The sequence below is a fragment of the Nonomuraea sp. MG754425 genome (genome assembly GCF_021699195.1).
In the GTDB taxonomy this organism is placed as follows: Bacteria; Actinomycetota; Actinomycetes; order Streptosporangiales; family Streptosporangiaceae; genus Nonomuraea.
Genome location: NZ_SSXE01000045.1, coordinates 1 through 19,360, shown reverse-complemented (window position 1 = coordinate 19,360; position 19,360 = coordinate 1). Strand labels below are relative to the sequence as shown.

At 67.6% G+C, this 19,360-nt stretch carries 16 protein-coding genes; 7 read left to right on the top strand and 9 right to left on the bottom strand.

The features are described 5' to 3' along the window. Positions 1-3 precede the first annotated feature (3 nt). Positions 4-861 carry an ABC transporter substrate-binding protein gene (locus FAF44_RS17810; protein ID WP_237104303.1) on the bottom strand — a complete coding sequence of 286 codons (858 nt, stop codon included), beginning with the start codon at positions 859-861 and terminating at the stop codon, positions 4-6. Positions 862-1,125: 264 nt separating this feature from the next. Here FAF44_RS17810 and FAF44_RS17805 point away from each other — a divergent pair, with 264 nt between their 5' ends. Continuing rightward, positions 1,126-2,334: an NADP-dependent malic enzyme gene (locus FAF44_RS17805; protein ID WP_237104302.1), complete on the top strand. Its 1,209-nt coding sequence runs from the start codon at positions 1,126-1,128 to the stop codon at positions 2,332-2,334. Between the two features lie 66 nt (positions 2,335-2,400). On the opposite strand, the gene FAF44_RS17800 is transcribed toward FAF44_RS17805, so the two are convergent. Further along, the gene (locus tag FAF44_RS17800; RefSeq protein WP_237104301.1) at positions 2,401-3,153 is read right to left on the bottom strand and encodes a TetR/AcrR family transcriptional regulator; all 753 of its coding nucleotides are present in this window, start codon (positions 3,151-3,153) and stop codon (positions 2,401-2,403) included. 83 nt (positions 3,154-3,236) lie between these two features. Here FAF44_RS17800 and FAF44_RS17795 point away from each other — a divergent pair, with 83 nt between their 5' ends. Together FAF44_RS17795 and FAF44_RS17790 are read left to right on the top strand one after the other, a co-directional pair. Beyond that, positions 3,237-4,172, top strand: a complete 936-nt coding sequence (locus FAF44_RS17795; RefSeq protein ID WP_237104300.1) for an NmrA family NAD(P)-binding protein — start codon at positions 3,237-3,239, stop codon at positions 4,170-4,172. 172 nt (positions 4,173-4,344) lie between these two features. Further along, entirely contained in the window at positions 4,345-5,703 is a 1,359-nt protein-coding gene (locus FAF44_RS17790) for a hypothetical protein (RefSeq protein ID WP_237104299.1), read from the top strand. 39 nt (positions 5,704-5,742) lie between these two features. Here the strand turns inward: FAF44_RS17790 and FAF44_RS17785 are convergent, their stop codons facing one another. The 7 genes from FAF44_RS17785 to FAF44_RS17755 all read right to left on the bottom strand — a co-directional run bounded on the left by FAF44_RS17785 (position 5,743) and on the right by FAF44_RS17755 (position 16,108). Further along, complete coding sequence (locus tag FAF44_RS17785; protein ID WP_237104298.1) at positions 5,743-7,290, bottom strand: hypothetical protein; 1,548 nt, start codon at positions 7,288-7,290, stop codon at positions 5,743-5,745. Between the two features lie 175 nt (positions 7,291-7,465). Further along, positions 7,466-9,070, bottom strand: coding sequence for a serine protease (locus FAF44_RS17780; RefSeq protein ID WP_237104297.1), 1,605 nt, complete (start codon positions 9,068-9,070; stop codon positions 7,466-7,468). Between the two features lie 434 nt (positions 9,071-9,504). Beyond that, the gene (locus FAF44_RS17775; protein ID WP_237104296.1) at positions 9,505-11,109 is read right to left on the bottom strand and encodes a serine protease; all 1,605 of its coding nucleotides are present in this window, start codon (positions 11,107-11,109) and stop codon (positions 9,505-9,507) included. Positions 11,110-11,838: 729 nt separating this feature from the next. Then, positions 11,839-12,012, bottom strand: a complete 174-nt coding sequence (locus FAF44_RS17770) for a transposase (RefSeq protein WP_237104295.1) — start codon at positions 12,010-12,012, stop codon at positions 11,839-11,841. Positions 12,013-12,151: 139 nt separating this feature from the next. Next, a complete protein-coding gene (locus tag FAF44_RS17765) occupies positions 12,152-13,315 on the bottom strand; it encodes a serine protease (protein ID WP_237104294.1) in 1,164 nt (387 codons plus the stop codon). Between the two features lie 197 nt (positions 13,316-13,512). After that, positions 13,513-14,622, bottom strand: a complete 1,110-nt coding sequence (locus FAF44_RS17760; protein WP_237104293.1) for a serine protease — start codon at positions 14,620-14,622, stop codon at positions 13,513-13,515. 337 nt (positions 14,623-14,959) lie between these two features. Next, positions 14,960-16,108, bottom strand: a complete 1,149-nt coding sequence (locus FAF44_RS17755; protein ID WP_237104292.1) for a serine protease — start codon at positions 16,106-16,108, stop codon at positions 14,960-14,962. A 283-nt stretch (positions 16,109-16,391) separates the two neighbouring features. Here FAF44_RS17755 and FAF44_RS17750 point away from each other — a divergent pair, with 283 nt between their 5' ends. The 4 genes from FAF44_RS17750 to FAF44_RS17735 all read left to right on the top strand — a co-directional run. After that, positions 16,392-17,822, top strand: a complete 1,431-nt coding sequence (locus FAF44_RS17750; RefSeq protein WP_237104291.1) for an acetyl-CoA synthetase — start codon at positions 16,392-16,394, stop codon at positions 17,820-17,822. Between the two features lie 96 nt (positions 17,823-17,918). Then, positions 17,919-18,212, top strand: a complete 294-nt coding sequence (locus tag FAF44_RS17745) for a hypothetical protein (protein WP_237104290.1) — start codon at positions 17,919-17,921, stop codon at positions 18,210-18,212. Next, complete coding sequence (locus FAF44_RS17740) at positions 18,199-18,627, top strand: type II toxin-antitoxin system VapC family toxin (RefSeq protein WP_237104289.1); 429 nt, start codon at positions 18,199-18,201, stop codon at positions 18,625-18,627. Before FAF44_RS17745 ends, FAF44_RS17740 begins: the two co-directional genes overlap by 14 nt. A gap of 47 nt (positions 18,628-18,674) precedes the next feature. Then, positions 18,675-19,360: hypothetical protein (locus tag FAF44_RS17735; RefSeq protein WP_237104288.1), on the top strand; the 686-nt coding region annotated here is incomplete at its 3' end.

The following is a 19,360-nucleotide window of genomic DNA, read 5'->3' as shown; positions in this document are numbered from 1 at the left end:
GGGTCAGCCCAGCTCGCCGGGCTTCTTGCCGAACCACTTCACGTAGATCTTCTCGTAGGTGCCGTCCTGCTTGGCCTTGGCGATCTCTTCGTTGATCGTCTTCAGCAACGTGGGGTCGGCGCCCTTCTTGAGGCCGATGCCGTACTGCTCGCCGGTGTCGAGGCTGGTGACCAGCTCGAACTTCTCGGCGACCTCGGGCTTCTTCAGCCAGGTGAGCACGACGGGCAGGTCCTGGACGATCACGTCGGCCTGGCCGGCCTGCAGCGCGAGCAGTTCCTTGGGGGAGTCGGCGTACTCCGTCGGGTTGAAGCCGTTCTTCTTGACGTAGTCGAGGCCGGTGGTGCTGGCCTGCGCGCCCAGCTTCAGCCCCTTGGCCTTGACGTCCTCGAGCGAGGTGGCGCCGGTGCCCTTCTTGGCCAGCAGGGCCTGCGTGGCGTCGAAGTAGGGGTCGGAGAAGTCGATGTTCTGCTTGCGCTCGTCGGTGATCGTCATGCCCGCGGCGGCGACGTCGCACTTGCCCGCGGCCATGGCGGCGCCACTCTTGATCACGGCGAAGTCGATGTCCACGATGTTCTGGGTCAGGCCCAGCTTCTTCGCGGCGAGATCGACGATGTCCACGTCGAACCCGACGACGTTGCCGCTCGCGTCCTTGAACTGGAACGGCTCGTACGGGACGTTCGTGCAGACCGTGAGCTTGCCGGGCTGCACCACCTTGACCCCGCCGTCGGAGGAGGCTCCGGCGGCGGTGGTCGAGCCCGTGTCCGAGCCGGTGTCGCTGCCGCACGCGGTCAGCGCGAGGGCAGCGGCCAAGGCGAGCGCGCCGGTGGTGTAGCCACGGCGGCCCAGTGGTCTGAGGGCCATGTACGGCCTCCTCGGTTGAAAAGCAATGAAACTTGCGTTTTGGTGCAGTTTAGATGGGGTTTCGTGGGGAGTTGTCATCCGCCGTTTAACGATGCGTCAACAGAACGGCGTCATCGGCGACACCGAACACCATCTCACCCTGTGGCAGTATGGGGCGACGGGTGACCCCCGAACCCCCTCACCAGACGACCGGCGAGGGGATCCTGGCAGCTACCGAAGCCAGCCCGCTCGCGCTCGTACCGCCGAAGGTTACTTCCGCTTCCAATGACTACAGGGGTCGCTGTGGCTGTCACGCCCGCTTCTGCTTCCGTCGAGAACCTCGATGCCGATCCGGCCTTCGCCCTGCACCGGGGAGGCAAGATCGAGATTCGCTCCACCGTGCCCGTCCGCGACGCGGACGACCTGGCCCTGGCCTACACGCCCGGCGTCGCCCGGGTCTGCACCGCCATCGCCGACCGGCCCGCGCTGGCCGACGACTACACCTGGGTCTCCAACGTGGTCGCCGTCGTCTCCGACGGCACCGCCGTGCTGGGCCTCGGCGACATCGGCCCCTCGGCCGCCATGCCCGTCATGGAGGGCAAGGCGCTGCTGTTCAAGGAGTTCGCCGGGGTCGACGCCGTGCCCCTCTGCCTCGACTGCACCGACGTCGACGCGCTCGTCGAGACCGTGGCCCGGCTCGCGCCCTCGTTCGGCGGCATCAACCTCGAGGACATCAGCGCCCCGCGCTGCTTCGAGATCGAGGACCGGCTGCGCGACCTGCTCGACATCCCCGTCTTCCACGACGACCAGCACGGCACCGCCATCGTCGTGCTGGCCGCCCTGCGCAACGCCGCCCGGCTGACCGGCCGGCCGCTGGGCGACCTGCGGGCCGTGGTGGCCGGCGCGGGCGCCTCCGGCGTCGCCGTCACGCGCATCCTGCTGGAGGCGGGCATCGGCGACATCGCGGTCTCCGACTCCAAGGGCATGATCTACGAGGGCCGCGAGGGCCTCAACCCGGTCAAGGAGGCGCTGGCCCGCGACACCAACCGGGCGGGGCGCACCGGCTCCACGGAGGAGGCCCTGGAGGGCGCCGACGTGTTCGTGGGGTTGTCCGGCTCGACGGTGCCGGAGGCGGCGATCGCCTCCATGGCGCCCGACGCCATCGTGTTCGCCCTGTCCAACCCGACCCCCGAGGTGCATCCCGACGTGGCGGGCCGGCACGTCCGGGTCGTGGCCACCGGGCGCTCCGACTTCCCCAACCAGATCAACAACGTGCTGGCCTTCCCCGGCGTCTTCCGCGGCGCCCTCGACGTGCGGGCCACCACGATCACCGAGAACATGAAGGTGGCCGCGGCCGACGCGCTGGCGGGCGTCGTCGGTGACGATCTCTCGGCGACGTACGTCATCCCGAGCCCGTTCGACGAGCGTGTCGCGCCCGCCGTGACGGCCGCCGTGGCGGCCCAGGCCCGCGAGGACGGGGTCGCGCGCCGCTGAGGTCCGCCCGATTCGGAGCTTCGTGCCGGGTCCGCGTGCGCGCGGGCCCGGCGGTGCGCGGCGGCGCTAGTCGGCGAGACGGCGCCGGTGGGCGCGCTGGCGGCAGGTCGGACTGCAGTAGCGGGGCGGTCGCCCGGTGGTCCGCACCGTCAGGGTCGCGCCGCACTCCCCGCAGTGCCGTTGAGCCGGGGTTTCGTGACGTGGCAGCGCAGACACGTCACGAAACGGCCCGGCTTTCGTGACGGTCCTGGTGCGCAGCCCGTCCAGCAGCAGCCGGACCAACTGGGCGCCCCGGGCCTGGTCCCGGTGTGCCGAACGCAGCGCGACACCGCCGACGGTGAGCGCCGACAGATCGTCCGCGCGGACGTCGGCGCGGATCGCGCCGGCCCGTTTCGCGTCGCGCAGCAGGCCCTCCATGGCCTCGTGGAAGCGCTGTGCCGCGGCGGACAGCACGGCACGCGGCCAGCTCCGGTCGGCGGTGAGCGCGTCGCACACGTTCCGGCGGTCCACCGACTTCTCGATCACTTCGAGCAGGAAGCCGAACAGCGCGTCACCGGGAGCGGCGCGGGCTCGCCAGCGGCCGGCGGCACCCACCAGAGCCTCGAGCTGCTCGGCGAGTACGGCCTCGACCAGGACGTCCTTGCTCGGGAAGTGCCGGTAGACGGTTCCTGCGCCGACCCCGGCGCGCTGGGCGATGCGGCCGAGTGACGCCTCCAGCCCTTCCTCGGCGAACACCCGCATGGCCGTGCGCAGCACGAGTTCCCGGTTGCGGCGGGCGTCGGCGCGCCCGGCGGGCGCTTCGGCCGGAGCTGCTGTCATGTCACGAAAGCCTTGTCTGCGAGGGTGAAGCGGGTGGAGCATTCCGGACCGCATCAGTATCCCCCATCTCTCCGGAGGGCATCATGACCAGCACACCGCCGACGGACACCGGCGCTCCCATCCTCGTCACCGGCGCCACCGGCAAGCAGGGCGGCGCCACCGCGCGGCGGCTGCTCGCCGGCGGCCGGCAGGTGAGAGCGCTGGTGCGCGACCTGAACGCGCCGGCCGCCGTCGAGCTGGCCGCCGCGGGCGCGCGGCTCGTGCGCGGCGACTTCGACGATCCGGCGAGCCTGCCGCCCGCGCTCGACGGCGTCGCCGCCGTGTTCGGCGTTCCGCCGGTGACCTTCGGCCCGGACGGGCCGCGGGCGGATCTCGAGGCGGCCCGCGGCCGGGCGCTGATCGACGCCGCGGCCGCGGCGGGGGTCGAGCAGGTCGTGTTCAGCACCGTCGCATCGACGTCGTCGGGATCGGCGTCGTCAGGGTCGGAGGGCAAGACGCTGATCGAGGAGTACCTGCGCGACCATGTCGCGCTTCCCACCGTGCTGCGCCCGGTCCGGTTCATGACGAACTATCTCGGCCTCGGACTCGGCCGCGGCATCGACGGCCTCTCCAACGGCGTGCACCGGCACCTCTTCCCGCCGGACGAACCCATGCAGGTCATCGCGCTGGAGGACATCGCCGAGTTCGCCGCGCTCGCCTTCGCCGACCCCGCCCGGTTCGCCGGACGCACCCTGGACCTGGCCGGCGACGAGCCGACCCCGGTCGCGGCCGCCGCCGCGATCACCGAGGCCACCGGCATCCCCATCCGGTACGAGCAGTTCACCGACGAGGAGGCCGCCCGGCTCGGCCCGCAGATCGCCGAGACCAGGAAGCGCTGGCAGGCCGGTCACCGCTGGCGCGCCGACATCGAGGCGCTGCGCGTCATCCACCCCGGGCTGCGGACTCTCGCCGACTGGCTCGCCGAGTCGGGCGCCGCCGCCATCAGCGCCCTCCTGGAACCCGCCCGCCGGCCGAGCTGAGCCGCGTGGGCCTTTTGCGGGGAGATGTCGTCGCCGAGCGGGGCGGAACGGCCCGAGACTTGGGACGGAGTTGAGGTTAGCTTTGGGAACTGCCATAAATCCTTTACGCAAGGTGCTATAACTGTAGCTCTCTGTAATGATGTGGGCGCCGACTCCTGTGACGAGGAGAGCGATGGAACGCGAGCCTAATCGACTCCTACAGCAGCTCATCGCCGAGGCGGGGTTTTCCCACAAGGGATTGGCCAGGCGCCTCAACGATCTGGGAGCCGCACGTGGCACACCGGGACTCAAGTACGACCACAGCTCCGTCCTGCGCTGGATCGGAGGTCAACGGCCGCGCGACCCGGTGCCGTGCCTGCTCACGGAGATCTTCGCGCTACGGCTAGGCAGGCCGGTCTCGTCGGAAGACCTCGGCATGCCGGCCGTCATCACCCCCCTCGATCTCGGACAGGAGTTCACGCACACCTGGCAGGAGGGGGTCGCGACTGTGACGGCGCTGTGGCGGGCCGACGTAGAACGACGGAGGTTCCTGATCGATTCGACGTTCGCGATAGGAGCAGGTTCTGTTGGAGCCGTACGCTGGCTGACGTCTCCCGCTGAGGGACGTACGAACGGCGGCGGGGCGCGGCGTGTGGGCCGCGCCGACATCGCCGCCATCCACGAGGTCACCCGCTCGTTCGGTGAGCTCGACAACCGGTTCGGCAGCGGACGTGTCCGCTCGTCCGTGGTCAAGTATCTCGACACCGCCGTCTCCCCCCTGCTGAAGGACGGTTCGTACGGCGAGTCCACCGGCAGGCAACTGGCTGCCGCGGCGGCCGAGCTGACCCGGCTGGCCGGCTGGATGGCCTACGACATGGAGCAGCACGGCCTCGCCCAGCGTTACCTGATCCAGGCCCTGCGCCTGGCCAGGGGCGCCGGCGACCAGACGCTGGGCGGCGAGATCCTCGCCGGCATGGCGCACCAGGCCATCTACATGGGTCAGCCGGCCCACGCCCTCGACCTGGCCAGGGCGTCCCAGATGGCGGCCCACAAGGCGGAGGTGAAGACGCTGCTGGCCTCCGCGCACGTGCTGGAGGCCCACGCGCACGCGGGGCTGGGCGACGCCCGGTCCTGCGGCCAGTCACTGCACGAGGCCGAGAGTGCCTTCGATGTCCGCAAGCCCGACGACGAGCCCAAGTGGCTCAGCTACTTCGACGAGGCTTACCTGTCCGCAAAGTTCGCCCACTGCTTCCGCGATCTCGGGGAGGGGGAGCGGGTCGTGCGCCAGGCACGCCGCTCGCTCGACATGGACTCGCGGTACGTGCGGGGGCGCATGTTCAACCTGTCACTGCTGGCCGCCGGGCTCTTGCAGTGCGGGGAACTGGAGGAGGCGTGTTCGGCCGCGGCCGACGCGCTGAACCTGGCCGCCGAGCTCCAGTCGGTGCGCTCCCGGTCGTACGTGGCCGATCTGCGTCGCCGGCTGGAGCCGTTCAAGAATGAGCGGCCGGTGGCCGCGCTGCGCGAGCGCACGCGCGAGCTCACCGCCGTCTGATCCGCTGCGTCGGGCCCGGGTCGACCGGGCCCGACGTGGTCACTTCAGCAGTTCGCCGTTGGGGCCGACGATCTTCTTCGTCTCGGCGAGGTTCGCCTTGTTGTAGACGTCGGCGGTCTCGCCGTCGAAGATGGCCGAGCTGATGTGGTCGATCCGGCCGTTGCCGTCGTTGTCGGCGAACACGCTCGTCACGCCGTTGACGTAGCCGGTGCGCTTGTTGTTGTCGTACTTCATGATCCAGGGGCCGCCGTCGGAACCGCCGGTCATGGAGCACTTGAGGATCTGGTGGGTCTCCACCTTGAAGGTGTTGACCTGCACGCTCTTCGTGCCGGTCTTGCCGGCGCACCACTTGGCGGTGACGCCGGTGAACTGGCGGTTGCCGTCGGGGTGCGGGGCGCTCGGGTAGCCGAAGACCGTCACCTGCTGGCCGAGCGGCTGGTTCCAGGCGAAGCCCTGACCGCCGACGACGTCGCCGAGGCGGCCGAGGTCCTTGGCCAGGCCGATGATGAAGTGGTCACGGAAGTAGCGGACGGTCGTGCCGGCCTTCACCCACTGCTTGGTGTAGTAGCGGGTCTCGAACCACGCGGTCTCGGTGCCGTTGGCGTCCTTGGTGGCGGTGAGCTTGCCGAGGTACTTGCCGTCGCCCTTCTCGGAGACGAGCTTGCGGTACTCCTCCATGCTGATCGGCGTGGGGCCGGCCTGCTCGTACTGCTCGCCGTTGACGGAGCTCGCCGTGCCCTTCGGGGCCTTGGCGTAGTCGGCCTCGGTGACCTCGACCTTGGTGAGGATCTTCTGGCCGGGGTAGTTGTGCGCGACCTTCTCGGGGTTGACGTCGAAGTTCTTCGACCAGTACGGCCCGGCGGGCCCGTACTTGTCGAAGCCGGCGTCGAACTCCTCCTTCTTGATCTCCTCGTGCTTGATCCACTTGTCCCCGCCCCAGGCGTGGAACTCGCTCTTGACGACCTCCTTCGAGCCCGTCAGCGCGAAGCCGTTGTGGACCGCGACGAAGGCGTAGTCGCCGTCGTAGTCGTCATAGGTGTCGAGGTCGTAGGCGGTGAAGGCGTAGGCGCCCACGTAGACGCCCCAGGGCGCCCGGCCCTGGTGGTAGCCGGGGACGAAGATCCACTTGCGGTAGACGTCGTCCTTGCCGTTCTCGAACACGCAGTGGCCGGCCGTGGCGACCAGGTTGCGGTTCCTGGACTGGATGGAGGTGGCCGAGCACCAGCGGTAGTGGCCCGCCCTGTCCAGGAAGAAGACCTTGCCGATGGTCTTCGGCAGGTTCACGTTCTTGCTGGCGGTGGGCTTGGGGTTGGTGGTCGGGCCGGTCATGCCGGGCTTGCCGTCGGGGGCGCCCTTGCTGCCCGAGCTGACGATCTTGGGCACGTCCTTGGCGTCGAGGTTGTACTGCGTGGCCTTCCTGAGGGCGGCTCCGTTGGAGTCCAGCCAGAAGGCGGCGGCACCGTACGCGTCGGCGGGCTTGGGCAGCAGGTCTTCGGATGCCCAGTGCGGGGCGGCGGCATTGGCGGGCGCGGCGAGTACGGCGGCGCTCAGGCCGGCGGCGGCAAGGGGGATGAGCAGGCGCTTCACGGAAGGCTCCACAGTTGTCAAAAAGGGTGTAAAAACCCTATCGACCCGTCAGTCACTCTTGTAAGGGAAATGCTCAGATTTCTCGTAGAAAGGCCGAAGGGCCCGGCTGGCAGCCGAGCCCTTCGGGTGAAGCAGGTGAACGATGACAAGTCGTCGTTCGGTCCAACAGCAAGAACTACGGGATGAGCTTGCCGGACCACGAGGCCGAAGCGGCCTTGTAGATCGCGGCGGTCTCACCGTCGAAGTACGGCGAGGTGATCGTGTCGTAGCGCTTGTTGTTGTCGGTGTCAGCGATGAGGCTGGTGACACCGTTGACGTAGCCGAGACGCTTGCTGTTGCTGTACTTGTACAGGAACGGCGCACCGTCGTAACCGGCGGTCACGGTGCACTTCAGCGAGACCTGCTCCTCGACCTTCTTGGACGGGATGCGCAGGACGTTCTTCGCCGTCTTGCCGTAGCACCACTTGGGCGTCACACCGGTGAACGGCTTGTTGCCGTCCAGGTGCGGGCCGAAGGGGTAACCGAAGGTGCGGACGTACTTGCCGGTCGGCTGGTTCCAGGCGAAGCCCTGACCACCGACGTTGTCACCAAGGCGACCGACGCTCTTGACCGAGTGCTCGAGGACGTAGTAGTCCTCGACCCAGTACTTGACGTTCTCAGTGGTCCTGATCCACTTCTGAACGTAGAACTGCTGCTTGAACCAAGCAGACTCGGCACCGTTGGCGACCTCGGCGCGGATCTTGCCGAGGAACTTGCCGTCGCCCTTGTCCGCCTTGAGCTTCTCGTACTCCTCCTTGGAGATCGCGATCTCGTCGGAGAGGCTCTTGTACTGCGAGCCGTTCTCGTAGCCCGTCTTAGCCGCAGCGGCGTAGACCGACTCGGTGACCTCGACCGCCGTGAGCTGGACACCCGTGGTGGGGCCCTTGCCCAGCTTGTAGGCGGCGATGTTGGCGTCGGTCACGTCCTTCGGCTTGGCGACGGACTCGACGGTGGGGTCAGCGGACGCCGACTTGTAAGGGCCGGACTCGCCGTACTTCTCGTAGCCGGCCGCGAACTCCTTGTCGGTGATCGGGGTCTGCTTGACGTAGCCGTCGCCGCCCTTGGCAACGTGAGCCTTGTACTCGCTCGGGGTGACCTTCGTGGACTTGTTCACGACGCCGCCGATGCCGTCGTAGACGGTCACGAACGCGTAGTCGCGGTCGAAGTCCTCGTAGACGTCGAAGTCGTAGTGGGTGAAGGCCTGCTTACCCACGTAGATGCCCCAAGGAGCGCGGCCCTGGTAGTAACCCGGCACGAAGACCCAGCGCGAAACGACCTCGGCGTTGGCGGCGATGTCGTAGACGCAGTGACCGGCCGTGGCGACCAGGTTGCGGTACTGCGACTGGATCGAGGTGCCCGAGCACCAGTACAGCGAACCGTCACGGTACTCGAAGAAAACCTTGCCGATGGTCTTCGGCAGGTTCACGTTCTGAACCTTGGCGGTGGTCTTCTTCTCCTCGCCGATGGGGGCGGTGGAGCCCGGCTTGGTGTCCGCGCTGTAGCCACCACCGGAGGAGATCTTCTGAACCTCGAGGGCGTCGGGGTTGAACGCCGTGGCCTTCTTCAGCGCCGCGTTGTCAGACTTGGTCCAGAAGTTGATGACCTCGGCGGCCTGCGCCGAAGTCTTGGCCAGGTCTTCCTTGGCGAGCGTGTCGTCGGCGTTGGCGGTGCTGGCCAGACCAGCGGCCAGCAGACCGGTGGCCAGAATGGCGCCACCGGCGGGGAGGAGGATGCGCTTCAAGGTAACTCCTTGCGCTGTCGTGGAACGCTTCTTGCGTCCCATGCGTCAGTAAAGGGATAGCCAGGAACATACAGTGTTGATCTTGGGGTCGGGTAGCCGCTTTGAGAGGAAAAGATGCGACAAGCCGGTCGTGATCGTTCTGTGATGTTTAGGCGGCTGATGCGCAGGAGTCGAGGAAAGCGGGCCTCTTCACCGTTTGCCCTGATCAACATAAGGAAGTTGTCAGTGTGGCTCGCGGGGCCGAGGCTCCCCCCTGGTTCGGGTCGATGGAGCTGTGTGACGCAGATCACATCGGGTTGATGGCACCGTCCGGACGTCTCGTGCGTCCAAACGCCTTCACATTCCGGTGGAATGCCGAAGGGCCCGGCAGGATGCCGGGCCCTTCGCTGGTAGCGGTAGCACGAACGGTCTAGGACCGGTCGCTGTCCGTCACCTTAGACGATCTTGCCGGACCACGAAGCCGCGGCGGCCTTGTAGACGGTGTTGGTCTCGCCGTCGAAGTACGGCGACGAGATGTAGTCCACGCGGCCGTTGCCGTCCTGGTCGTTGAAGGTGCTCACGACACCGTTCACGTAGCCGAGACGCTTGCTGTTGCTGTACTTGTACAGCCACGGGCCACCGTCGGCACCCTCGGTCATGGCGCACTTGAGGGCGACGTGCTCCTCGATCTTCTTGGCAGCCGAGCCCACCAGCTTCTTCGTGGTCGTGCCGTAGCACCACTTCGGAGTAACGCCGGTGAAGTTCTTGTTGCCGTCGGGGTGAGGAGCTGCCGGGTAGCCGAACACGCGCACGGCCTTGCCGGTCGGCTGGTTCCACGCGAAGCCCTGGCCACCGACGTTGTCGCCGAGACGACCGGCGTCCTTGGCGGCGATGTCGACGACGTAGTAGTCCTCGACCCAGTACTTGACGTTGGCAGTGCTCTTGATCCACTTCTGGACGAAGAACTGCTGCTTGAACCAAGCGATCTCGTTCTTGTTGGCGTCGAGCTGGGCGCGGATCTTGCCCAGGAACTTGCCGTCGCCCTTGTCCGCCTTGAGCTTCTCGTACTCCTCCTTGGAGATCGCGATCTCCTTGGAGAGGCTCTTGTACTGCGAGCCGTTCTCGTAGCCCGTCTTAGCCGCGGCGTTGAAGACCGACTCGGTGACCTCGACCGGCGTGAGCTGGACACCCGCGGTGGGGCCCTTGCCCAGCTTGTAGTCGGCCACGTTGGAGCCGGTCACGTCGGCCGGCTTGGCGACGGACTCGACGGTGGGGTCAGCAGCCGCCGACTTGAAGGGGCCCGACTCGCCGTACTTCTCGAAGCCGGCGTCGAACTCGTCCTTCGTGATCTTCGTTTCCTTGACGTAGCCCAGGCCGCCCTTGGCGATGTGCGACCTGTACTCGCTCGGCGTGACCTTGGCGGTCTTGCCGGAAACGTTGACGCCGTTGTACACGGTCACGAACGCGTAGTCGCGGTCGTAGTCCTCGTAGACGTCGAAGTCGTAGTGGGTGAAGGCCTGCTTACCCACGTAGACGCCCCAGGGGGCACGACCCTGGTAGTAACCGGGGACGAAGACCCACTTGGACATGACGTCCGCGTTGGCGCCAGTGTCGTACACGCAGTGGCCGGCCGTGGAGACCAGGTTGCGGTACTTCGACTGGATGGAGGTGCCGGAGCACCACTTCTTCTCGCCCTTGGCGTTGACGAAGAAGACCTTGCCGATGGTCTTCGGCATGTTGACGTTCTGGACCTTGGCGGTCGTCTTCTTCTCTTCGCCGATCGGAGCGGTCGAACCCGGCTTGGTGTCCGAGGTCGAGCCGCCCTTGCTCTGCAGCTTGGCGACGTCAGCCTTGTCCCAGACGTTCGACTCGGTAGCGGCCTTGAGGGCGGCACCGTTGTTCTCCGCCCAGAACTGAGCGATGGCCTTGGCGTTGGCCGCGCTGGTCGCCATGTTGTCCTTGGCGATGTCGGTGTCGGCCGAAGCCGTACCGGCGAGACCGGCGGCCAGCATGCCGGTGGCCAGGATGGCGCCACCGGCGGGGATGAGGATGCGCTTCAAGGGAACTGCTCCTTGCTCTGTCGTGGGTCGCAACTGCGTCCCATGCGTCAGTAAAGGGATAGCAAGGAACATAGCGTGGTGATCTCCGCAGGTGGAACCCGCTTTGGCGGATCCGGCGGGAACCCCAACCGCCGTGACCTTTCCGTTATCTGTCAGAGATCTTCGCGCCCTGTGATCGCCGCATCTCGTTTTCGCAGGGTATGGAGGGGTTGTTACTGCTGGGACGAAAGTGCCGTTAGACCCTTGCCACATACGGTAGTCGGCAAAACGTGACTCAGATCACAGGAACCAGATCGGAACCTGCCCCGTCTAAGTTGGCCGGTTTCTCACAGGTGATCTTCAGGTTCGGGTCGGGAGCGGCCGGAGACCCGTCCCCGGCGGGGTTTCGGCGACATGAGAACGGCCCGCCGATACGAGGTCGGCGGGCCGGGGGTGCGGTGCGGGGATCGGCGTTCAGTGCCCTCTCGGCCGGGCGGTGCCGCCCAGGAGGGCCTGGAGACCGGCCAGCACCGCTGAGTCCTTGACGGGTGCGCGCGGCGGTGGGAGGCCGGGCGAGCCGGTGTGGTGGGTGCGGATGAGGTCGAGGGGAGCCGGGGCGGCGCGGCGGTCGCCGGAGCCGTCTCGGGCGGTGTCGTCGCGGGTGTCGTCGTCGGTGGTGCGGAGGGCGAGGGTGAGGCGGTGCCAGGTGCCGTCCGCCAGCCAGCGGCGGTGGCGTTTGTAGAGGGTGACCTAGCAGCCGTATCGATCGGGGAGATGGCGCCAGCGGACGCCGGTGCGGGCCTGGTGGAGCAGACCGTCGATCACGGTGCGGTCGTCTGTCGTCCGGTCGGCGTGGACGCCGTCCTGGGGGAGCAGGGAAGCCACCCGTTCCCACTCGGCGTCCGTCAGATCATCACGACGCATGCGCCCATCGTGACAAGGTCAACACTGTCTGTCAGTTGAACCAAGAAAGATCTCCATGACGGGCTCGCGACCCCGGAAACGACGAAGCGAGGGCCTCGTGTGCCGAGACCCTCGCCAATCCCCTGATGGAGCCAGGGGGTTACTTGTACAGCTCGCCGTTCGGGCCCACGATCTTGCCGGACCACACGTTCTTGGCCGCGTTGTACACAGCGGCGGTCTCACCGTCGAAGTACGGCGAGGTGATGTGGTCGATCCGGTCGTTGGCGTCCTGGTCGGCGAAGGTGCTGGTGACACCGTTCACGTAGCCGAGGCGCTTGCCGTTGTTGTAGTTCAGCAGCCACGGGCCGCCGTCGTAGCCCGGGGTCACGGCGCACTTGAGGCCGATGTGCTCCTCGATCTTGAGCCAGGGGGCTCCGACCGCCTTGGGCGTGGTCTTGCCGTAGCAGTGCTTCGGCGTCACGCCGCTGTACGGCTTGTTGCCGTCGGGGTGCCCGGCCGCCGGGTAACCGAAGGTGCGCACGGTCTTGCCGGACGCCTGGTTCCAGGCGAAGCCCTGGCCGCCGACGACGTCGCCGAGGCGGCCGGCGTCCTTGGACAGCAGGATGTAGTAGCGACCGCCCCACGAGCGCTTCGGCCCGGTGAAGCGCTCGAAGTCCTTGCGGTCCACCTGCTTGACGCCGTTGGCCAGGATGCCGTTGTAGACGGTGACGAACGCGTAGTCGCGGTCGTAGTCCTCGTAGACGTCGAAGTCGTAGTGGGTGAAGGCCTGCTTGCCCACGTAGATGCCCCAGGGGGCGCGGCCCTGGTAGTAGCCGGGCACGAAGACCCACTTGTCCAGGGTGGCCGAGTTGCTGTCGGTGTCGTACACGCAGTGGCCGGCGGTGGAGACCAGGTTGCGGTAGTTCGACTGGATGGAGGTGCCCGAACACCAGCGGAACTTGCCGCTGCCGTCGACGAAGAACACCTTGCCGACGGTCTTCGGGAGGTTGACGTTCTGGGCGCTGCCGATGGGCTTCGACGCACCGGTCGGCGCGGTAGTGCCGGGGCTGCCGTCAGGGCTGTAGCCGCCCTTGGAGACGACCTTCCGAACTTCTTTCGAGTCCCACGTGTACTGGGTCGCGGACCGGAGCGCGGCGCCGTTCGAGGCCAGCCAGAAGGAGGCGACGGACGCGGCGGCGGAGGTGTTGCGGGCCATCGGGTCGTGGGCGACGTCGCCGTCGGCCTGCGCCGTCCCGGACAGACCGGCGGCGAGCAGGCCGGTTGCCAGGAGGGCGGTACCGGCGGGAAGAAGGATTCGCTTCAAGGTAACTCCAGGTTGCGCTGACATGAGGCGCCTCATGCACCCCCAGAACTCAGCAAACGGACAGCCCGGAACCTACAGGTTTATACGTTGATCGTGTTAAATCTTGGTAGATCTTGTCGCCGTTTCGAGGCGTGTCGTGACCTTACCGAGATGAAGAAGCCGCTGATCACCTGAAGTGATCGCTTGGTTGCTATGACTTAGGTCACATTTGAGAGCGTGCTGAGCGACGCGGCGCGCCGGTAGACCTCGCCGGTACCGGTGTCGAAGTACGGGGACGAGACCGAGTCGTAGCGGCCCTTGGCGTCCCGGTTCCAGGTCAGGCTGTTGACCCCGGCCAGGCTGCCGAGCCTGCGGGTGTCGTCCCAGCCGATCGCCCACGGGCCGCCGCTGGCCCCCGGGCTGAAGTCGCACGGCTGCAGCTCCACGCCCTTCTGCAGGTCGCGGCCGGGGGCGACGGTGTAGCGGGTGGCGCCGGCGATGCACTGGAACAGCTTCTTGCCGTCGTACGGGTGCGACCCGTCGGGCTGCTGGCCCGCCGGGTAGCCGAACGCGGTCACGGCGTAGGTGCCGGGCTTCTTGTTCAGTTCGAGCCCGAGCCCGCCCACGTTGTCCTGGAGCCGGCCGATGTCCTGCATGACGTACGCGCCGTCCTTGGCGACCCAGGTGAAGCCGCGGTGCACGGTGACGAACGCGTAGTCGAAGTCGTAGTCACCCTTGCCCGACCAGTCCTCGTGCAGGCTGATCGAGGCGCCCACGTAGATGCCGTCGGGCGCGCCGCCGTTGGGGACGGGGTTGGGGACGAAGATCCAGTAGTCGGCGGGCTTGGCCGTGCGCGAGTCGAACGCGCAGTGCCCGGCCGTGGCCACCACGCTGCGGTTCCTGGCCGCGATCGCGCTGGCGGAGCACCAGTACTCCTTGTCCCCGAACCGGAAGAAGACCTTGCCCATCGTCTTGGCGGCGGTGCCCTTGTGCGGCAGCGCGGGCTCGACGCTCGCCGCGGCGGTCGCCTTCTTGATCGCGGCCACGGGTGCGGCGGGGCCCGCGGCGGCGCCTGACGAGCTCGTCGAGGAGCCGGAGCCGGTGCCGGGCGTGGCGGGGGTGGACAGGTCGGTCTTCTGCAGGCGGTCGGGCTTCCAGTAGTCGGCGACGCGCTTGACGTCCGTGAGGGTCCTGGCCAGCGGGACGGCGTACACCTTGCTGGGCGGCGCGGCGGCCGATGTCGCTTCGGCGATCCCCGTGAGGGCAGGCAGCATCAGCAGCGCGCTGCCGAGGGCAGCGGCGGCGACGCGCCTGACGCGGGGGATCATGAAATGCCTTTCTTTGGGGTCGTAAGGGTGGATTTTTCCAGATGTACAGACGGTATTGCAGCTTGGATAGAGATTCGTTACCTGATCAAGCGTGCATCGTGAACTATAAGGATGCCGTCAGCGGAACGCTCCCGATACCGGTAAATGATCATTAGTTCGCGTTGTCGCCGCAGGTCAGGGGCTGGTTCTCGGAGCATCGGCGCGTACCGAATTCACGCCCATTCGCGGTCGTATTCGACGCGGGAGCAGTGGCGCACGCCACCCAGGGCGGCGGCGCGCATTCCGCTCAGGGGATGGCCCCGGCTCCCTGGGGAACCGGGGCCCGGGTGCCTGATGATCACCGCCAGTTGCCGGTCCAGCGGTTGGCGGCGGCCTTGTAGACGTTGTAGGTGTCGGTGTTGAAGTACGGCGACGAGATGTGGTCGTAGCGGTCGTTGCCGTCGGTGTCCCACGCGACGCTGTTGACGCCGACCAGGTAGCCGGTGCGCGACGCGCTCTTGTAGTTGTAGAGGAACGGGCCGCCGCTCGCGCCGGCGGTGAAGGAGCACGTGAAGCCGACGTGCTCCTGGAGGTTGTACTTCCTGGCCTCGGGCATCGCCTTGGTCTTGCCGTAGCAGTACTTCATCGTGCGGCCGGTGAACGGCTTGTCGCCGTCGGGGTGCTCACCGGCGGGGTAACCGAACGAGAACACGTTCAGCTTCGTGCTCCGGTTCCAGGCGAAGCCCTGGCCGCCGACGTTGTCGCCGAGCCGGCCGACGTTCTTCACCGTCTGCTGCCAGCGGCCGTTGACCTTCTCCCAGTTGACCTTGATGCCGTTGAAGACGTTGACGAACGCGTAGTCGAAGTCGTAGTCCTCCTTCACCACGAAGTCGTCGTGGGCGTTGAACGTCTTGGCCGCGTAGATGCCGTACGGGGCCTTGCCGTTCCAGACCCTGTCACCGTCCCAGTACGACGGGATGAAGATCCAGTTGTCGTAGAAGGTGTTCTTCTTCGTGTCGTAGACGCAGTGGGCGGAGGTCGCCACGAGGTTGCGGTACTTGCCCTGCACGGAACTGGCCGAGCAGTAGCGCCAGTTCCTCGGGTCACGCGGGTCGGCCTTCGGCAGCGTGAAGAAGACACGGCCGACCGTGTTCGGCAGGTTGACCTGCTTGCTCTTCTTGGACGACTTCTTCTCCGCGCCGATCGGCGGGACGGACCCGGCGGGCCCGTCGGGGGCGTCGTTGCCGCCCTTCGAGCTCTTGACGCCCTTGGTGGACAGGTCGAGGCCGTCGTCGTAGTCGGTGGCCAGCTTGACGCGGTCGGGCGTCCAGAACTGGATCGCCTGCTCGGCGGGGGTCGCCGAGTCCTTGGAGAAGACGTCTGAGGGTGCGGTCGCGGCCGGCGTGACCTTGGCGTCGGCCGTGGCGACGCTGACCGTTCCCGCCGCCAGCCCGATGGCCAGGAGGCCGGCGAGGGGGATCGCGATGCGCCTTGCTCGGGAATTCATGGAGCTCCTCTCGGCTTTCGGCGGCCCAGAGCGGGGGACTGCGCCCCGGTGGGCCAGGAAAACGCTCGGAACGTTAATGAAGGGTTCGATCCGGCGGCCAGGAATCGACCAGAAAAAGCATGAGCCGGTTCCGTTCCGTTATAGAGAGAGCAAAACCGCATGTATTCGAAATTGGCATCTCCGCAGGTGGAGGCCGTGATTTAATTTCTCTGGCCACAGCGGTAACGTCAATTATCAGACGCCACTCCTTATCAACCGAGCGATGTTCTGGTTGACTTGGCGCATGGACCCTCGCACCCCCTGCCTCATCGGCATCGCGCAGCGCACCATTCGTGCGCAGCCCGGTCCCGAACCGCTCGATCTGTGGGAGTCGGTGGCGCGCGAGGCCGCCGCCGACGCGCGGCTGCCCGTGGAGCGGCTCGACTCCGTCCAGATCGTCTGGACCGACTCCTGGCAGTACGACTCGCCGGTCGGCCGCCTCGCCGAACGCCTCGGCGCGACGCCGCGGCACCGGGCCTACTCCAAGGTCGGCGGTACGGTCCCGCAGCAGCTCATCGGGGCCGCGGCGGGAGCGATCGCGGCAGGTGAGATCGACTCCGCCCTCGTCACGGGCGCCGAGGCGCTGGCCACGCGCCGGGCGTACCGGAAGGCGGGCGAGCACGTCCCGTGGAGTCACGCCGCCGACCCCAAGCCCCCGTACGGATGGGAGCGGCCCCCGCACCCGGCCGCGCTCGCGCACGGGCTGTTCCTGCCGGTGCACACCTATCCGATCATGGAGACCGCGCGGCGGGCGGCGGCCGGGCTCACGATCGAGGAGGAGATGCGCGAGCGGGCCCGGATCATGGCGCCGATGACCGAGGTGGCCGCCGCGAACCCGTACGCCTGGCGCCGCACCGTCCGCGCACCCGACGAGCTCGGCGACCGCTTCGTCGGCTGGCCGTACACCAGGGACACGGTGGCGGTGCTGGAGGTGGACCAGGCGGCGGCCGTCGTCCTGGCCTCATCAGGGCTGGCCGATCGGCTGGGGGTGCCTCGGGACCAGCGGATCTACCTGCGCGGATGGGCGTACGCGGAGGACACCTGGGAGGTCGCGGCCCGGCCCGCGCTCGGCTCCTCGCCCGCCGTCGCCGCCGCCGCGAAGGCCGCCTTCGGCCGGGCCGGGCTGACCCTCGCCGACATGAACGCCCTGGACCTCTACAGTTGCTTCGCGATCGCGCTCCGGCAGGCGTGCGACGCGATCGGGCTCGACCCGCTCGACCCGCGCGGGCTGACCGTCACCGGCGGGCTGCCGTACGCGGGCGGGCCGGCCAGCGACTACGTGCTGCACTCGACCGCGACGATGGCCGGGCTGCTGCGGGCGCAGTCGGGGCACGGTCTGGTGACCGGGGTCGGCATGCACCTGACCAAGCACACCTACGCGGTGTGGTCGAGCGAGCCGGGCGGATGGCTCGGGGACGCGGCCCCGGTGCACGTGGCCCAGGAGGTGCCGATCGTGGCGGCCTGCGAAGGTGCCGGGACGGTGGCCGGGTACACGGTGGCGCACGGGCGGGAGGGGTCGGCCGAGAAGGGCTTTCTCGTCGTGGACGTGCCCGGAGGGCGGGCCTACGCGGTGGTGACGGACGCCGGGCTGCTGACGGAGGCCGAGGAGCGGGAGCTGGTGGGGGTGGAGGTGGCGTTGTCCAGTGATGGGAAGCTCAATGTGGCCTCCTGGTGACGTAAAGTGAGGGCAAATTCTGTGATCGCGTGACTACTATCTGGTGTTGACATTTTTATGTCAGGGCCGGACGCTGGAGTCATGCGGAGGACTACTGTGCGCATCGACGAGACGCTCCTCAACGAGGCGAAGGCGTACGCGGCCAGAAACGGACGCAGTCTCAACTCAGTGATGGAGGACGCCTTGCGGCAACTCATCAACCGCTCCACCGAGGTGGCCGAGCGGCCCCGCGTGGAGCTTGTCACCTCGACAGCCGTGCCCGGGTTCCAGTCCTGGGCCCAAGAACGCCTCGACGCGGGCGAGAAGCTGGAGCACATCCTCTACGACCTCGACGACGAGCAGCAGATCCGCGCTGCCGGAGAACAGGAGGCTCGTGGTGTTGCTCGCTGACATCAACATTCTCGTCAACGCCTTCAGGAAGGAGTCGGCTGATCACAAGCACTGCCATGCCGTGATAGATGACATGGTCAACGGTGACTCCAGCTACGCCGTGAGCGATTTCGTCGTGAACGGTTTCGTCCGGCTGGTGACCAACCGGCGTATCTACCGGAACCCTGACTCGCTCGATCGGGCGCTGACCTTCGCCGAGACCTATCGCAACCAGCCGCACGCGGCGGTGGTCGCGGCGGAGGGCCGGCACTGGGAAATCTTCGCCCGGCTCAGCCGAACGGCGGGCGCGACGGGCAAGCTCATCCCCGACGCCTATCTCGCCGCACTCGCCATCGAGCACGGTTGTGAATTTGTGACCTGCGACAAGGATTTCGCCAGGTTCGAGGGCTTGCGCTGGCGGTCCCCACTCAATTGAACTGAAACGTAAGGGCTGCAAGCCGGCACTACTCGGCTAGGAACGTCGTGGCTGACCGGTTCGACGTGATCGAGGTGGGCGAGCGCGGCCGTCACCGGTGGGTCGGCGTGGCGGTGGTTCTGGCGCTGCTGCTGATCCCGGTTGTCGGCCTGCTCGCCAGCCGGTCCCCGAGTCCTGAGACCCCCGCTCCGGCGCCTGCCCCTCTCGGGTCGCTGACCAGGCTCGACAGCGCGCCCAACATGCTCAAGGCGCCGGCCACGCGCAAGGGTGACGACGAGGTCATTTCGGTGGTGTTCCCGCACGGGGCGCGGGCGGAGGTGCGCTATCCGGCCGAACTCGGGCTCGCCGGGATGGGGCTGCGGCCGTACTGGGCGGGGCGGGTCGGGTCGGCGTTACGGCAGTTCGTCGCCCCCTACGGCGGCGAGATCGAGATCACCCGTGGCGGGCAGCCGATCAGGAACTACGCCCCCAACGTGACCCTCTGGCCACGTCAGGCCGGTAGCGGCTTCTACGGGCAGGTGCTGCTGTTCGCGTTCGGGCGGTGGCGGCTGGCGATGTACGACGGGGGCCGGGGGCTGACGTTCGAGCAGCGGAAGACGCTCGCCGAGAACCTCAGGGGGAGGGTGACCAAGGAGGGGTACCTCGTGTTGTCGGCCCACGACGGGGTGCGGCTCGCGGAGCCGGGGAAGGTCGAGGCCGGCGAGCCGATCGGGCCGCAGTTGTGGTTCGGGGG

Bases quoted from the DNA above. Each gene is read 5' to 3' on its own strand.
- FAF44_RS17810 (WP_237104303.1), bottom strand. From the start codon at position 861: ATGGCCCTCAGACCACTGGGCCGCCGTGGCTACACCACCGGCGCGCTC.
- FAF44_RS17800 (WP_237104301.1), bottom strand. From the start codon at position 3,153: ATGACAGCAGCTCCGGCCGAAGCGCCCGCCGGGCGCGCCGACGCCCGC.
- FAF44_RS17790 (WP_237104299.1), top strand. From the start codon at position 4,345: ATGGAACGCGAGCCTAATCGACTCCTACAGCAGCTCATCGCCGAGGCG.
- FAF44_RS17795 (WP_237104300.1), top strand. From the start codon at position 3,237: ATGACCAGCACACCGCCGACGGACACCGGCGCTCCCATCCTCGTCACC.
- FAF44_RS17755 (WP_237104292.1), bottom strand. From the start codon at position 16,108: ATGAATTCCCGAGCAAGGCGCATCGCGATCCCCCTCGCCGGCCTCCTG.
- FAF44_RS17760 (WP_237104293.1), bottom strand. From the start codon at position 14,622: ATGATCCCCCGCGTCAGGCGCGTCGCCGCCGCTGCCCTCGGCAGCGCG.
- FAF44_RS17805 (WP_237104302.1), top strand. From the start codon at position 1,126: ATGACTACAGGGGTCGCTGTGGCTGTCACGCCCGCTTCTGCTTCCGTC.
- FAF44_RS17750 (WP_237104291.1), top strand. From the start codon at position 16,392: ATGGACCCTCGCACCCCCTGCCTCATCGGCATCGCGCAGCGCACCATT.
- FAF44_RS17770 (WP_237104295.1), bottom strand. From the start codon at position 12,012: ATGCGTCGTGATGATCTGACGGACGCCGAGTGGGAACGGGTGGCTTCC.